General features: G+C 73.4%; 13 protein-coding genes. 8 read left to right on the top strand and 5 right to left on the bottom strand.

The annotated features are described in order from the left end of the window. Nucleotides 1–86: 86 nt before the first annotated feature. Nucleotides 87–1,313, top strand: a complete 1,227-nt coding sequence (locus tag M0638_RS20980; RefSeq protein WP_248668964.1) for a serine hydrolase domain-containing protein — start codon at nt 87–89, stop codon at nt 1,311–1,313. 116 nt (nt 1,314–1,429) lie between these two features. Here M0638_RS20980 and M0638_RS20985 read toward each other — a convergent pair whose 3' ends face one another. From M0638_RS20985 to flgF, 5 genes are all read right to left on the bottom strand, one after another. Beyond that, nucleotides 1,430–3,076, bottom strand: coding sequence for a flavin-containing monooxygenase (locus M0638_RS20985; RefSeq protein ID WP_248668965.1), 1,647 nt, complete (start codon nt 3,074–3,076; stop codon nt 1,430–1,432). A 399-nt stretch (nt 3,077–3,475) separates the two neighbouring features. Next, nucleotides 3,476–4,219 carry a flagellar basal body L-ring protein FlgH gene (gene flgH, locus M0638_RS20990; RefSeq protein ID WP_248668966.1) on the bottom strand — a complete coding sequence of 248 codons (744 nt, stop codon included), beginning with the start codon at nt 4,217–4,219 and terminating at the stop codon, nt 3,476–3,478. A gap of 34 nt (nt 4,220–4,253) precedes the next feature. After that, nucleotides 4,254–5,333 (bottom strand): flagellar basal body P-ring formation chaperone FlgA, encoded by a 1,080-nt coding sequence (flgA, locus tag M0638_RS20995; protein ID WP_248668967.1) that lies wholly within the window; start codon nt 5,331–5,333, stop codon nt 4,254–4,256. A gap of 22 nt (nt 5,334–5,355) precedes the next feature. After that, a complete protein-coding gene (gene flgG, locus M0638_RS21000; protein WP_248668968.1) occupies nt 5,356–6,141 on the bottom strand; it encodes a flagellar basal-body rod protein FlgG in 786 nt (261 codons plus the stop codon). A 72-nt stretch (nt 6,142–6,213) separates the two neighbouring features. Beyond that, nucleotides 6,214–6,951: a flagellar basal-body rod protein FlgF gene (gene flgF / locus M0638_RS21005; RefSeq protein WP_248668969.1), complete on the bottom strand. Its 738-nt coding sequence runs from the start codon at nt 6,949–6,951 to the stop codon at nt 6,214–6,216. A gap of 302 nt (nt 6,952–7,253) precedes the next feature. On the opposite strand from flgF, the gene M0638_RS21010 reads away from it, so the two are divergent. The 7 genes from M0638_RS21010 (at nt 7,254) to M0638_RS21040 (ending at nt 13,908) form a co-directional block, all read left to right on the top strand. After that, nucleotides 7,254–7,775, top strand: a complete 522-nt coding sequence (locus tag M0638_RS21010) for a flagellar basal body-associated FliL family protein (RefSeq protein ID WP_248668970.1) — start codon at nt 7,254–7,256, stop codon at nt 7,773–7,775. After that, entirely contained in the window at nt 7,772–8,839 is a 1,068-nt protein-coding gene (gene fliM / locus M0638_RS21015) for a flagellar motor switch protein FliM (RefSeq protein WP_248668971.1), read from the top strand. Before M0638_RS21010 ends, fliM begins: the two co-directional genes overlap by 4 nt. 4 nt (nt 8,840–8,843) lie before the next feature. After that, nucleotides 8,844–9,287, top strand: coding sequence for a DUF6468 domain-containing protein (locus M0638_RS21020; protein ID WP_248668972.1), 444 nt, complete (start codon nt 8,844–8,846; stop codon nt 9,285–9,287). 8 nt (nt 9,288–9,295) lie between these two features. Continuing rightward, nucleotides 9,296–10,024: a MotE family protein gene (locus M0638_RS21025; RefSeq protein ID WP_248668973.1), complete on the top strand. Its 729-nt coding sequence runs from the start codon at nt 9,296–9,298 to the stop codon at nt 10,022–10,024. Between the two features lie 65 nt (nt 10,025–10,089). Then, nucleotides 10,090–10,482: a chemotaxis response regulator CheY gene (locus tag M0638_RS21030; RefSeq protein WP_248668974.1), complete on the top strand. Its 393-nt coding sequence runs from the start codon at nt 10,090–10,092 to the stop codon at nt 10,480–10,482. Further along, complete coding sequence (locus M0638_RS21035; RefSeq protein WP_248668975.1) at nt 10,469–11,062, top strand: protein phosphatase CheZ; 594 nt, start codon at nt 10,469–10,471, stop codon at nt 11,060–11,062. Before M0638_RS21030 ends, M0638_RS21035 begins: the two co-directional genes overlap by 14 nt. After that, the gene (locus M0638_RS21040; RefSeq protein ID WP_248668976.1) at nt 11,062–13,908 is read left to right on the top strand and encodes a hypothetical protein; all 2,847 of its coding nucleotides are present in this window, start codon (nt 11,062–11,064) and stop codon (nt 13,906–13,908) included. The genes M0638_RS21035 and M0638_RS21040 overlap by 1 nt, the downstream gene beginning before the upstream one ends. Nucleotides 13,909–14,038: the final 130 nt, after the last annotated feature.

Consider the following 14,038-nt stretch of genomic DNA (forward strand, 5'->3'; position numbering starts at 1 on the left):
CGGCGATCCGGACCCCCGCCGATCCGGGCTTGGCGGCGGCCGCCGGCGCGATACTGTCTCCGACGCAAGGCAGGAGGGGCAAGCCCATGGCGTCAGTCGAGTTGCAGGCCGAGCCGGAGTCGGTGGGGCTGTCCTCCCGCCAGCTCGCCCGGGTGGACGCCTGGCGCGAGCGCCTGGTGGCCGAGGGCAAGCTCGCCGGCGCCACCACCCTGGTCATGCGGCGCGGCAAGGTGGCGCATCTCGGCTGCTCCGGCCTCGCCGACCTCGCGCGCGGCACGCCGATGGCGCCGGACACGCTGCTGCGCATCTATTCGATGACCAAGCCCCTCACCAGCGTGGCGCTGATGCTGCTCTACGAGGAAGGGCTGTTCCAGCTCGACGACCCGATCACCGCGGCGCTTCCCTGCTTCCGCGACATGCGCGTCGCCACGGGCGGCAACCGCGCGAAGCTGGAGACCGAGCCCGCGCACCGCGACATCACCTACCGCGACCTGCTCACCCACACCTCGGGCCTGACCTACGGCTTCATGAACGCGACCCTGGTGGACGAGCTGTACCGGAACCAGGGAATCGACTTCCAGACCTCGGACAGGTCCCTCGCCGCGCTGGTCGAGCAGGCCGCCGGCCTGCCGCTGATCGCCCAGCCCGGCACCGCCTGGAACTACAGCATCGCGACCGACGTGGTCGGCCAGCTCGTCGCCGTCCTCTCCGGCCGCGACTTCGCCGACTTCCTGCGTGAGCGCGTGCTGCTCCCCCTCGGCATGACCGAGACCGACTTCGCCGTGCCCGATGCCGCCCGCCCGCGCTTCGCCGCCAACTACATGCGCGGCCCGGACGGCCGCCCGAAGCTGATCGACGACCCGGAAGCCAGCCCCTTCCTCAGGCGCCGCGCCATCGCCTCGGGCGGCGGCGGCCTGGTCTCCACGGCCGGCGACTACCTGCGCTTCTGCCGCATGATGCTGAACAAGGGCGAGCTGGACGGCACCCGCCTGCTCGGCCGCAAGACCGTCGAGCTGATGACCATGAACCACCTCGGCGGCGACCTCGCCTCGCTGGGCACGCCGCGCTTCAGCGAGAGCAGCTACGACGGCATCGGCTTCGGCCTCGGCTTCTCGGTGATGCTGGACCCCGCCCGCGCGCAGATCGCCGGCACCCCCGGCGAGTACGCCTGGGGCGGCGTCGCCAGCACCGCCTTCTGGATCGACCCGGCAGAGGAGATGGCCGTCCTGCTCCTCGCCCAGCTCACCCCGTCCTCGACCTACCCGATCCGGCGCGAGCTGCGCGTGATGACCTACGCGGCGATCACCGACTGAGCCCGGCCGCGTCGGCGCCGGGGAAGGCGCCGCCCGGTCCCGCCGGCTTCGGGGCGGGAGGGGAGGTGCCCTTCCGGGCGGGACCGCGGGGACGGACCCCGCCCCGCGTGCCGGGCTCAGGCGCCCAGTTGGAACCCTTCGTAGCCCTTCGCCGCCACCTCGTCGCAGATCGTCCGGTAGCGTGCCATGCCGCCCGCGTAGGGCATGAAAACGCGCGGCTTCCCCGGCACGTTGGCGCCGAGATACCAGGAGCTGCCCGCCAGCGGCAGCAGCGTGGCGTCCGCCACCTCGTTGACATGCGCCACCCAGCGATCCGTGGCCGCGCCGGTCGCCTCGATGCGGGCGAGGCGGTTCTCGCGCAGGTGGCGGATGCAGTCCGTCACCCAGTCCACGTGCTGCTCGATCGCCACGGGCATGTTGCACAGCACGGAGGGGCTGCCCGGCCCGGTGATGGTGAACAGGTTCGGGAAGCCCGCCACCTGCAGCCCGAGATAGGTGCGCGGCCCGTCCGCCCAGGCCTCGCGCAGCGATTGGCCGTCCTCGCCCCGTATGTCGATCGCCAGCAGCGGGCCGGTCATGGCGTCGAAGCCGGTCGCGAAGACGATGATGTCGAGCGGGTACTCGTGGTCGCGCGTGCGCACCCCGCGCGGCGTGATCTCGCGGATCGGGTCGGCGCGCACGTCCACCAGCAGCACGTTGTCGCGGTTGAAGGTCTCGAAGTACTCCGTGTCGATCGGCGGGCGCTTGGTGGCGAAGGGATGGTCGAGCGGGACCAGCTTCTCGGCCACCTCGGGGTCCTTGACGATCCCGCGGATCTTGTCGCGGATGAAGTCGGAGGCGGTGTCGTTCGCCGCCTTGTCCACCAGCAGGTCGCCGAAGGTGGCGCGGAATTGCAGCCCGCCATGGCGCCAGGCCGCCTCGTACAGCGCCTCCCGCTCCTCTGGCGTCGCCTCCAGCGCGGAACGCGGGCTGATGAGGAACGGATGCCCGTTGGTGGAGGCGCGGGTGATGCGCCGTATCTCGTCGTAATTCGCCTTGATGTGGCGCTTCTGTTCCTCGGTCAGCGGCGCGTTGCGGGCGGGGATGCTGTAATTGGCGGTGCGCTGGAACACGGTGAGGTGCGCGGCCTGCGCCGCGATCACCGGCGCCGCCTGGATGCCGGTGGAGCCGGTGCCGATCTGACCCACCCGCTTGCCGGTGAAGTCCACGCCCCCGCGCGGCCACTGGCCGGTGTGGTACCACTCGCCCGCGAAGCTCTCCAGCCCGGGAATGTCGGGCACGTTGGCGGTGGAGAGGCAGCCCACGGCGGTGATCAGGAACGGTGCCGTGAGCTGCCCGCCCTGCGCGGTCGTCACGTGCCAGCGGTTCTCCCGCCCGTCGAAGCGCGCCGCCGTGACGCGGGTGCCGAGACGTATGTCGCGCCTGAGGTCGAAGCGGTCGGCCACGTGGTTCAGGTAGCGCATGATCTCCGGCTGCTCCGGATAGCGTTCCGACCACTCCCATTCCTGCTCCAGCTCCTTCGAGAAGGAGTAGGAGTAGGCATAGCTCTCGGAATCGCAGCGCGCGCCCGGGTAGCGGTTCCAGTACCAGGTGCCGCCGATGCCATCCCCGGCCTCCAGCACCACCGCGCGCAGGCCGAGCCCGTCGCGCAGCCTGTGCAGCTGGTAGAGGCCGGAGAAGCCGGCGCCGACGATGATCGCGTCGAACGCCTCGGCCGGTGCCGCGTGCGCCGAGGGGGCCGGGCGCGCCTGAGAAGCTGACATCCTTGGTTCTCCTTCCCTGGGTCCGTGCCCCGTTTGCCGAGGGGCGGCCGGCCTTTGCCCCAGCATCCCCGCAGAGCAGGGGGCGGGACAACCCCCGCGCGCGGTCGATCCGCTGCCGGGCGTTACGGCCCGTGCGGCCGGCCGCCGGCAATCTGCCCCGGCACTTCCGGGCGCCAGGACCGGGAGGCCGGCCGGAAGGGCCCACCCGAGGCATTCCCGGGCCGGGTGGATGCCCCTGGCGGCGGGTCGGAAAGGCGACATGGCCCGGCAGGAGCGTACCAGACAGGAGCGTACCAGACAGGAGCGTGCCAGACAGGAGCGTGCCAGACAGGAGCGGGCTCGACAGGAGCGTGCCAGACAGGAGCGCGCCCGGCGCCGGCGGGTGCCGGCGGACGGCGTTCAGAACGGCATCAGCACGTCGAGGAGCTGCTGGCCGTAGCGCGGCTGCTGCACGTCGGAGAGGGTGCCGGCACCGCCATAGGCGATGCGCGCCTCGGCCAGCCGGTCGTGCTGCACCGTGTTGTCGGAGGCGATGTCGGAGGGACGGATCACGCCGGCGACGAGCAGGTCTCGCCGCTCGTTGTTGACTCGTACCTGCTGGCGGCCGGAGACGACGAGGTTGCCGTTGGGCAGGAGCTGCGTGACGGTGGCGGCGATGCGCAGCATCACCGTCTCGTTGCGCTTGACCGAACCCGTGCCGCTGGTGCTGCGGGTGCTGCTGGCGTCGATCAGGTTGGCCGGATCGACGCCGCGGAACAGGTAGCGCGCGGCACGGGATTCGAGCCCGAGCACGTGCGGCAGGCCGAAATTCTCGCTGTTGTCGCGCGCGGTCTGCGTCTCGTTGGAGAGCTGCGCGCGTTCCGAGATGTTGACGAGCACGGTGACGAGGTCGCCGACGCGCGCCGCGCGCTGGTCGCGCAGGAAGGATCGGCTGCCCGTGCGCCACAGGCTGGCGGAGGCGGGCCCGGCATCCTGGGCACCCGGCATCGGCATGGAGACGGGACGCCAGTTCGGGTCGGCGGTGGGGTTGGCGACCGGCGCCAGCTCCGGCGCACGGCCGATACGGGCGAGCCGGTCGAGCGAACCGCAGCCGGCGAGGAGCAGCGGGAGCAGGAGCAGGAGCGGTCGGGCGGGAAGGGGCATCGGGCGCATTCCGTGTGACGGCGCGGCGTCGGGTTCAACGGCGCAGCGGATCGGGCGCGGCCGGCATGGTGCCCATGGCGACGCGGACCTGCCCCGGCGCCACCACCCGCGCCTCCACCACCATGCGGCTGGCGAGGTTCATCACCGGCACCATGCCGCCGCGCGTGCCGTCGCCGAGCGCCCGGCCCTGCGCCGAGAGGCTGAGGCCGCCACTTTCCACCTGCATCGTCACCAGCGTGTTGCGCGGCACCACGATCGGGGCGCCGAGATCGGCCGTCGCGATCGGCAGGTCCGGCGCCAGGGGGCGGCGCAGCTGCTGGCCGACCACCTCCTCCGGCCGCTGCGCGAGGCCGCCGCGCACCCGTTCCACCCGCAGCCGCCCGAGCCGCACGTCGCCCGGGCCGACCACGGCACCGATCGGCAGCCGGCGGTTGGCCAGCACCACCGGCGCGGTGGCGAGCGCCCGGCCGGCGAGACGGACGCGCAGGGTCGGCAGCCCTTCCGCCATCACCGCCAGGGTGGCGGCGAAGCGGTGGGTGGTGCCTTCGTAGGCGGCGTTCTCGATGGCCAGCTGGAGGAAGGCGCCGAGCGGCACCAGGGGCGGCGAGAAGCCGGCGAGGTCCAGCTCGGCATCCTGGTCCAGCCCGAGGTGGCCGAGCTCGGCGCGCAGCAGATCGAGGATCTCGTCGCGCGCCACGGGCCGGCCGGGGCGCTCGATCACCACCCGTTCGTCGAGAGCGAGCGGACGCCAGGTGATGCCGTTCGCGCGCGCGATGGCGAGGATCTGCGCCGCCTCCAGCACCATGCGCCGGCCCGGCGCGGGAGCCTGGCCGATCGTCGTGGTGGCGCGCGGCCCGGCATTGTCGAACAGGTCGCCGAGGCGGACGACCTGGTCCTCCACCACCACGCTGGTGCGCAGCGTCGCGAGGCCTGCCGTCGCAGGGCCCGGCGTCCCGGCCGGCTGCGCCAGCGCCGCGCCGGCGGGCAGCGCCGCCGCGAGGATCACGGCGAACACCCGGGGGAGAGCCGTCGGGAACCCCATCCGGCGCCCCGGCGGCAACGCCGGGGCGGGCATCCGGCCCGCGAGCGGGGCGGGCAGCGTGGCACGGCGCATCTTGCCTCCGGCTATCCTCTCGTCACCGCATCTGCGTCAGCGTCGACATCATCTCGTCGCTCGCCGTGATGACCTTGCTGTTCATCTCGTAGGCGCGCTGCGCGGTGATCAGGTTGGTGATCTCCTGCACCACATTGACGTTGGAGGTCTCAACAAACCCTTGCATCACCTGCCCCATGCCGGGCGAGCCGGGGGCGGCGGCGATCGGCTGCCCGGCGGCGGGGCTGGCGAGGTACATGTTGTCGCCCACGGCCTCCAGCCCCGCCTCGTTGGCGAAGTTGGCGAGCTGGATCTGGCCCACGTTCTGCGGCTGCGCCTGGCCGTCGATCTTGGCCAGCACCTCGCCGTTGGCGTTGATGGTGACGTCGGTCGCGGCGGGCGGGATGGTGACGCCCGGCTGCACCGCGTAGCCGTCCGCCGTGACCAGCGTGCCGTTCTCCGAGAGGCCGAAGGTGCCGTCGCGCGTGTAGGCGGTCTCGCCCGAGGGCAGGGTGATCTGGAAGTAGCCGTTGCCGCGGATGGCGAGATCGAACTTGTTGCCGGTCTGGCTGAGGTTGCCCTGCTCGGAGATGCGGTAGATCGCCGCCGTGCGTACGCCGAGGCCGACCTGCGCCCCCGAGGGCAGCACCGTGCCGGTCTCCGACGAGGTGGAGCCGACGCGGCGAAGGTTCTGGTAGATCAGGTCCTGGAACTCGGCGCGGCGGCGCTTGTAGCCCGTCGTGCTGAGGTTCGCGATGTTGTTGGAGATGACCTCCACGTTGGTCTGCTGGGCCAGCATGCCGGTTCCGGCGATGTCGAGGGCGCGCATCTCGTCCTTGGTTCCTGGGGCGTTGCAGCGTTGGGAGGCGGGCCGGGCGCCCGGGGTGGGGCTCGGCGGGGCTCAGCGGTGGCGCAGCAGGCGGTCAACCGCCGTGTTGACCCGCTGGCTCTCGCGTTCGAGGAATTGCGCCGCGAACTGGAAGCGACGTGTCTCCTCGGTCAGCCGGGTCATCTCCAGCACGGGCTGGACGTTGCTCGATTCGACCGCACCGCCGACCAGGGCCGGCCGTGCCATCGCCTCGGGCGGCTGGTCGGCGCGGAGCAGCCGGTCGCCCTCGGCGACCAGGCGCTGCGCGTCCTCGAAGCGCACCACGCGCAGGCGGCCGACCGGGCCGTTCTCGGAGCGCAGCGTGCCGTCGCCCAGCACTTCCAGCCGCGTGTCGGTGGCGGCCACGGCGATTGGGTTGCCCTGCGTGTCGAGGACGGGGTTGCCCTCCAGGTCCACCAGCCGCCCCTCGGCGCCGATCGAGAACCGGCCGGCGCGCGTGTAGCGCTCGCCGCGCGGCGTCTCCACGGCGAAGAAGCCTTCGCCGGCGATCGCGACGTCGAGCGGGTTGCCGGTGCGGCTGATCGCGCCCGCCTGCGATTCGCGCCAGGTGGCCCGATCCTGCGTGTAGGCGACCTGCTGTCCGCCCGGCGTCCCGACGATGCCCGACTGCCGGCTGACATACTCGGAGAACAGCATGCGCGCCGCGCGGTAGCCGGGCGTGTCGGCATTGGCGAGGTTGTGCGCCAGCGCCTCCGTGGCGCGCTGCTGCGCGGCAAGGCGGGAGAGGATGACGTAGCCTGCGGTGTCCATCCGGCGCTCCAGGGCGATCGTGGCGGCGGCTCGCGGCGCGGTCGCCGCCGTGTGGCCGTCGCCATCGTGCGGTCACGGTGGCAACCGCCGTGCCAGCGCCGGGCCCGGCTCGGGATCGCCCGGTGAGCCGAGGCGCCGGCCGGGAGGGGGCGACCGGGGGGGCAGGGGCCGCCCGCCGGCGGCAGTTTTCGCCGGGAGGCGGCAGATCCTGCCGGGCGGGGTGGGAATCGCGGTGGCGCGCAAGGCTTCCTTAACGGGGCGGGTGCGATCCTCGACCCTGTCCGCAGGGAGCAGGGGAACCGATGTCGGCGGCCGCGAAGACTGACGCAGCGAAGACGGAAGCCGGGGACGGCGCGGCGGCGAAGGGCGGCGGCAGGAAGCGGCTGCTGCTGATCGCGCTGCCCGTGCTGCTGCTGGCGGCCGGCGCCGGGGCCTGGTTCTCCGGCTTCCTGCCCAACATGCTCGGGATGGGCCATGGCGAGGAGCATGCCGCGGCGGAGGCACCGCCGGCGCCGCGCCCGCCGGCCTTCCTCGACATGCCGGACATCATCGCCAACCTCAACGTGCCCGGCCGGCGGCCCGCCTACATCAAGCTGCGCTCCAAGCTGGAGCTGAGCCGGGCCGAGGACGCGGCGGCGGTGCAGGCGGCGATGCCGCGCCTGCAGGATCTCTTCACGACCTATCTGCGCGAGATGCGGCCCGAGGAGCTGCGCGGCAGTGCCGGCACCCAGCGGCTGCGGGAGGAGCTGCGTGCGCGCGCCAACCTCGCGGCCGGGCCCGCTCGGGTGAACGACGTGCTCTTCGTCGAGATGCTCGTCCAGTGAGCGGGGTCCAGGACGACGAGGAGGCGATGGCCGCCGCCTGGGGAGACGCGCTGGCCGCCGGGCAGCCCGAATCTCCGGACGGGGCCGTGGCGGACGCGGCCCGGGAGCTGAACCAAGCCGAGATCGACAGCCTGCTGGGCTTCGACGACGGCCCGGGCGTCGCCGACGAGCGCAGCGGCATCCAGCGCATCATCAGCTCGGGGCTCGTCTCCTACGAGCGCCTGCCGATGCTGGAGATCGTGTTCGACCGGCTGGTACGCATCATGTCCACCAGCCTGCGCAACTTCACCAGCGACAACGTCGAGGTCTCGATCGACGGCATCGTCTCGCTGCGCTTCGGCGACTACCTGAATTCCGTGCCGCTGCCGGCGATGCTGGCCGTGTTCAAGGCCGACCGATGGGACAATTACGGCCTGCTGGTGGTGGACAGCGCGCTGATCTATTCGGTGGTGGACGTGCTGCTCGGCGGTCGCCGCGGCACCGCGGCGATGCGCATCGAGGGGCGGCCCTACACCACCATCGAGCGCACGCTGGTGGAACGGCTGATCCATGTGGTGCTGGCCGACCTCACCGCCGCCTTCGAGCCGCTGAGCCCGGTCACCTTCGAGTTCGAGCGGCTGGAGGTGAATCCGCGCTTCGCCGCCATCTCGCGCCTCGGCAATGCCACCGTGCTCGCCAAGCTGCGGGTGGACATGGAGGATCGCGGCGGCCGGATCGACCTGCTGCTCCCCTACGCCACGCTGGAGCCGGTGCGCGAGCTGCTGCTGCAGCAGTTCATGGGCGAGAAATTCGGCCGCGACCGCATCTGGGAAACCCATCTCGCCGAGGAGCTGCGCCACACGCAGGTGACGCTCGATGTGGTGCTGGACGAGCAGACCCTGCCGCTCTCTGGCGTCACCGGCTTGCGGCCGGGCGACCGCATCGCGCTCGGCGCCGCGCCCGGCGCGCCGGTGCGGCTGCGCTGCGGCGAGGTGGCGCTGTTCGAGGGGCAGCTGGGCCGGCGCGGCAACAACCTCGCGGTCCGCATCGAGCGTGAGCTGTCGCGCAGCCAGGAGGAGGGCTGACAGGATGTCGCTGCTGGAATGGGGCGTGGAACTGCTGCTGGTCGGGCTGCTCTGCGCGACCATCCCCTTCGCCCTGCGTCTGGAACGCCAGCTCGGCGCGCTGCGCCGCGATCGTGCGGCGCTGGAGGGCAGTGCCGTGGATTTCGGCGAGGCGGCCCGCCAGGCCGAGGCGACGCTGCTGCGGCTGCGCGCCGCCGCCGAGGGGGCGGGGCGGCAGGTTGCCGAACGCGTGGCCGTGGCTGAGCCGGTACGCGACGACCTGCGCTATCTGGTGGAGCGCGCCGAGGCGATGGCCGACCGGCTCGATGCCCTGGTCCGCAACGCGCGGCCGCTGGCCGCCGCGCAGGACGGACCGGCCATCGCCACGGCCGCCATGCTGGCGCCGGGTCCGGAGGCGGCCAGCCAAGCCGAACGCGATCTCCTGCGGGCGCTGAGGCTGGGCCGATGAGTGGGCCGATGAGCGGTCGGGCGATCCGATGGCGTCTCCGCCGGCCGCGCCTGCTGCCCATCGCGATGGCCGCCATGGCCGTGGTGCTGGCGCTGAAGGCCGAGGGGCTCACGCGGCGCGGCCTCGGTGTCGCGGAAGCCGCCGTGGCGGACGCGGCCGGCCGTTCGGCGGCCGAAGCCGGTGCCGCGGCGCGACCGGTCGCCAATCCGCCGGGTGGCGCGAACATGCCGCCGCCGGTGGCGCGTCTGCCGGCGATCGGGTCCGCGGTGCCCAGCGGCAACCTGATCCAGCCCGACGCGCCCACGCCGCTGGCCGATCCCGCCGTGGCGGCGGAGCGCGCGGTGCTGGAGGGGCTGCGCGCGCGCCGTGCCGAGCTCGAGGCCCGCGATCGCCGGATGTCCGAGCGCGAGGTGGTGCTGCAGGCCGCCGAGCGGCGGCTGGCTGCGCGGGTGGATGAGATGGCGACGCTGCAGCGGCGGCTCGAGGCGCTGGAGCGGACCCGCACCGAGCGGGAGGAGGCGGGCTGGCGCAGCATGGTCAAGCTCTACGAGGGCATGCGTCCGCGCGACGCCGCGGCGGTGTTCGACGAGCTCGACATGCCGCTGCTGGTCGAGGTGGTCGACCGGATGCGCGAGGCGAAGGCCGCACCGGTGCTCGGCGCCATGCGCCCGGAGCGGGTGCGCCAGCTCACCGCCGAGCTCGCCCGCCACCGCGCCCGGGCGCTGCCGTCGCCCTGAGCCCCGTCGCTTCGTCGGTGCATCCCGCGCCGGCCCGCTGTATCTACGCCGAAGGACCCGATGCCATGGCCCTGGACACCCGCACCAACGTGCTGATCGTCGACGACTACAAGACCATGCTGCGGATCATCCGCAATCTGCTCAAGCAGCTCGAATTCGACAACGTCGAGGAGGCGACCGACGGGCAGGAGGCGCTGGCCAAGCTGCGTCAGGGGAATTTCGGCCTGGTGATCAGCGACTGGAACATGCAGCCGATGACCGGCCTCGACCTGCTCCGGCATGTGCGCGCCGATCCGAGGCTGAAGGACACGCCCTTCATCATGATCACGGCCGAGAGCAAGACCGAGAACGTCGTTGCCGCGAAGCAGGCGGGGGTTTCCAACTACATCGTCAAGCCGTTCAATGCCGAGACGCTGCGCGAGAAGATCGAGAAGGTGCTTGGCCATGTCAACGCCTGAGGATGGGGTACAGGCGGCTCGCATCGAGGCGGTGGTCCGCACGGTGCTCGCCTCGCTCGACGGCGACCTCACCAGCAAGGAGATGGTCATGCTGGGCGAGCTGGAGGAGCTGGGCCGCACCATCCGCCGGGCCAAGAGCGAGATCGCGGCGCTGCGGGTGGACGACATCAAGGACAGCCACATCCCCAACGCCACCGACGAGCTGGATGCCATCGTGGCGCACACGGCGGCGGCCACCAACGAGATACTGGACTGCTGCGAGGTGCTGGAGGTGATGCAGCCGCGTGTCGGCGAGACGGAGGCCGAGCTGCTGCGTCAGGTGACGACGCGCGTCTACGAGGCATGCTCCTTCCAGGACATCACCGGGCAGCGGATCGCCAAGGTGGTTTCCGCCTTGCACGCGATCGAGCGGCGGGTGTCGCTGGTCCTCGAGACCTTCGCGGCGGATGGCGGACGTCTTGCCGACGAGATGGCGCCCGCCGATGCGGTCTTGCCGGTGGTCCTGGAGAACGGGCCGCAACTGCCGGGGGTCGCGATGCCGCAGGCCGAGATCGACCGCCTGCTGGCCAGCTTCGACTGATGCGCCGCGCGTTCCTCCTGCTGCCGCTTCTCGCCGCGCTGCCGGCAATCGCCCTGGCCCAGCCGGCTCCCGCGCCGGCTGAGGCCGCGTCGCGCGGCAGCGTCCGGACCGGCGACCATCCGGGACATGGCCGCGTCGTGTTCGACTGGGGGCGCCGCATCGATTACCAGACGGCGCGGCAGGGTGACCGGCTGACCCTGCGCTTCGCCGGCGGGCTGGTGCCCGACCTCGGTGACGGTCGGCGCACCCGCAACCTCCTGCGGCTGGCGCCGGCCGGCGACGGCGTCGAGTTGACCCTTCGGCCGGGCGCGCGGGTGCGTGCGTTCCGCCTGGGCACCATGATCGTGGTCGACCTGCTCGACCCGCCCCCCGCTGCCCCGGAGGAGGCGGTACCGGCACGGGTCGCCAGGGGGCGTGCCGCGGAGCCGCCGGCGCCGCTGCCCGCGCCGCCGGTTGCGCAGGCAGCCCCCGAGCCGCCTCGGCCGGCTCTCGCCCCGCCGCCGCCCCCGCCCGCCGTGACGCTGCCGGTCCCCGTCGCGCGGCTGCCCGATGCGCTGGTCGTCCGCCGCCAGCCGCCGGCGGGCCCCGGGGCGGGGCCGGCGATCGCGCTGCCCTTCGGCCGCGAGGTGGGCGCCGCCGTGCTGCGCCGTGGCGACGAGGTGCTCGCCCTCTTCGACGCCGCGAGCCGGCTCGACCTCACGGCGCTGCGCGGGGACGCGGTCTTCGGGGCCACGACGGTGCTGGAACTGCCGGGCGGCACCATGCTGCGCCTGCCCCTGCCGCCGCCGGCCACGCTGCGCGCGCGCCGTGAGGACGCCGCCTGGATCCTGGAACTGGTGCGCGAGCCTGCCGCCCGTGATGCCGACCGGGCCCTCGGCCCGGAGACGGAGGGCGGCGCGCGGCCGCGCCTGCGCGTGCCGGCCGCGTCGCCCGGCCGGGTCCTCACCCTGGCCGATCCGGAAACCGGCATGCCGCTGCTCGTCGGCACGGTGCTGCAGGCCGGGCAGGGCGTGACGGTACAGCGCCGCCTCGCCATGCTGGAGTTCCTGCCGACGGAACTCGGGCTGGCCGTGCTGCCGCGCTCGGACGCCGTGACTCTGCGCCCCGGCGCCGACCGGTTCACGTTGGAGGCGGCGCCGGCATCCGGCCTGGTGCTCCGGACCGCTTCCGAGGTGCCGGTGCTGGCGGCCGCGGCGGCGATGAGCCGGCTTTTCGACCTGCCGTCGCTGCCCGCCCCTGCGCTGCAGCAGCGCCTGGCGACCCAGCAGGCGGCGATCTCGGCCGCCCCGCCGCTCGGGCGTGGCCCGGCCCGTCTCGCCGCCGCGGAGAGCCTGCTCGCGCTGGGGATGCCGCAGGAGGCGCAGGCCATGGTGGCGGTGGCCATGGGCGAGGATCCGCGCATCGCCACCGAGCCGCGCGCCGCCGCCCTGGGGGGCGCGGCCGCTCTGCTGGCTGGTCGCCTCGCGGAGACCGCCGGGCTGGATGATCCGCGGCTGCTGGCCAGCGACGAGCTGGCTTTCTGGCGGGCCTGGCGCGCCGCGGCGCGTGGCGAGCGGAGGATGGCGGCACCGATCCTCGCCGCCACCTTGTCCCTGCCGCTCTCCTATCCGGAGGCGCTCCGTGCGCGCCTCCTGCCCGGCATCGCCGAGGCCTGTCTGGAGGGTGGCGAGCGGGCGGCGCTGCGCGCCCTGCTCGCCGGCGCTCCCGACGATCCGGGTCTCGGCCTCGTCCGCGCCGGCCTTGCCGAGGCGGAAGGGCGCATCGACGAGGCGCTTGCAGGCTACGAGGCGGTGGCGGCGGGCCGCGATCGGCGGGATCGGGCCCGGGCGCTGCGTCAGGGCGTGGAGTTGCGGCTGGCACAGGGCCGCCTCGACAAGGCGGGCGCGGCCGCGGCGCTGGAGGCGGCGCTGTACGCGTGGCGAGGAGACCGGGACGAACTCGCCGTCAGGCTTCGTCTGGCGGATCTGCGCCGGCAGTCCGGGGACCCGCGAAGCGCCTTCCTGGTGCTGCGCGACGCCACCCAGGCGCTGCCCGACCAGGCCGAGGCGCTCCGCGAGCCGCTGCGTGCGGCCTTCCTGGATACGCTCGAGCGTGGTCCCGCCGCCGAGGCCGCCGCGCTGTTCGAGGCATATCCGGAACTGCTGCCGACCGGGGAACGCGGCGACGCCGCGGTGACGGTGCTGGCCGAACGTCTCGCCTCGCTCGATCTGGTCGATCGCGCCGCGGCGTTGATGCAGCAGGCGATCGGCCGCACGGTCGAGGCGCGTTCCCGTGCCCGGCTCGGCAGCCGGCTTGCGGCGCTCAGGCTCGGCAGCGGCGATGCCGAGGGGGCGCTGGCCGCCCTGGCCGGCACCGCCGAGGCCGATCTGCCGGAAACGCTGCGGGTCGAGCGGACGGTGCTCGAGGCGCGGGCGCTCGCGAAGCGCGGCGAGACCGGTCGTGGCGTCGCCCTGCTGCGGGCGCTCGGTGCGGCCGGTCATGCTCCGCTGGCCGATCTGCTCGCGGAGGCGCGCGACTGGGAAGGCGCTGCTGCGGCGCTCGCGATGCAGGCCGAACTCGTGGTGCCGCCGGCGCCGTCGGCGCTGGACGGGGAGCATCGCCGTCTGCTCGTGCGCCTGGCGGCCTACACGGCGATGAGCGGCCAGGACGTGCGGCTCAACGCCTTGCGTGCCGCCTATGGCGAGCGGATGCGCGGCGGAGTGCTGGCCGAGGCCTTCGCCGTGCTGACCGCGGATCCGCTGCGCGGCCTGGCCGACCTGCCGCGGGTGCAACAGGAGCTGGCGCTGGTGCGTGCGCTTCCGGGCGGGCTGGACGCGCTGCGGGAACCGGGTGCGCCGGCGCGCTGAGAGCTGCGCGCCCCTTGCAGGACCGGTCGGCGCGTCGCGCAAGCGGTGCGGCGGCAAATTCACTTGCCTCACCAGGGCGGGTGCCTCATATGCCGCCGCCGTTGACCTGATCGACCGTCGATCAACCCGG

Source organism: Roseomonas acroporae, from assembly GCF_023223525.1.
Lineage (GTDB): Bacteria > Pseudomonadota > Alphaproteobacteria > Acetobacterales > Acetobacteraceae > Roseomonas_E > Roseomonas_E acroporae.

Coding starts and splice junctions, on each gene's coding strand:
- M0638_RS20980 (WP_248668964.1), top strand. CDS start 87: ATGGCGTCAGTCGAGTTGCAGGCCGAGCCGGAGTCGGTGGGGCTGTCC.
- M0638_RS21025 (WP_248668973.1), top strand. CDS start 9,296: ATGAGCGGTCGGGCGATCCGATGGCGTCTCCGCCGGCCGCGCCTGCTG.
- M0638_RS21030 (WP_248668974.1), top strand. CDS start 10,090: ATGGCCCTGGACACCCGCACCAACGTGCTGATCGTCGACGACTACAAG.
- M0638_RS21035 (WP_248668975.1), top strand. CDS start 10,469: ATGTCAACGCCTGAGGATGGGGTACAGGCGGCTCGCATCGAGGCGGTG.
- flgH (WP_248668966.1), bottom strand. CDS start 4,219: ATGCCCCTTCCCGCCCGACCGCTCCTGCTCCTGCTCCCGCTGCTCCTC.
- M0638_RS21040 (WP_248668976.1), top strand. CDS start 11,062: ATGCGCCGCGCGTTCCTCCTGCTGCCGCTTCTCGCCGCGCTGCCGGCA.
- M0638_RS20985 (WP_248668965.1), bottom strand. CDS start 3,076: ATGTCAGCTTCTCAGGCGCGCCCGGCCCCCTCGGCGCACGCGGCACCG.
- M0638_RS21020 (WP_248668972.1), top strand. CDS start 8,844: ATGTCGCTGCTGGAATGGGGCGTGGAACTGCTGCTGGTCGGGCTGCTC.
- flgG (WP_248668968.1), bottom strand. CDS start 6,141: ATGCGCGCCCTCGACATCGCCGGAACCGGCATGCTGGCCCAGCAGACC.
- M0638_RS21010 (WP_248668970.1), top strand. CDS start 7,254: ATGTCGGCGGCCGCGAAGACTGACGCAGCGAAGACGGAAGCCGGGGAC.
- flgF (WP_248668969.1), bottom strand. CDS start 6,951: ATGGACACCGCAGGCTACGTCATCCTCTCCCGCCTTGCCGCGCAGCAG.
- flgA (WP_248668967.1), bottom strand. CDS start 5,333: ATGCGCCGTGCCACGCTGCCCGCCCCGCTCGCGGGCCGGATGCCCGCC.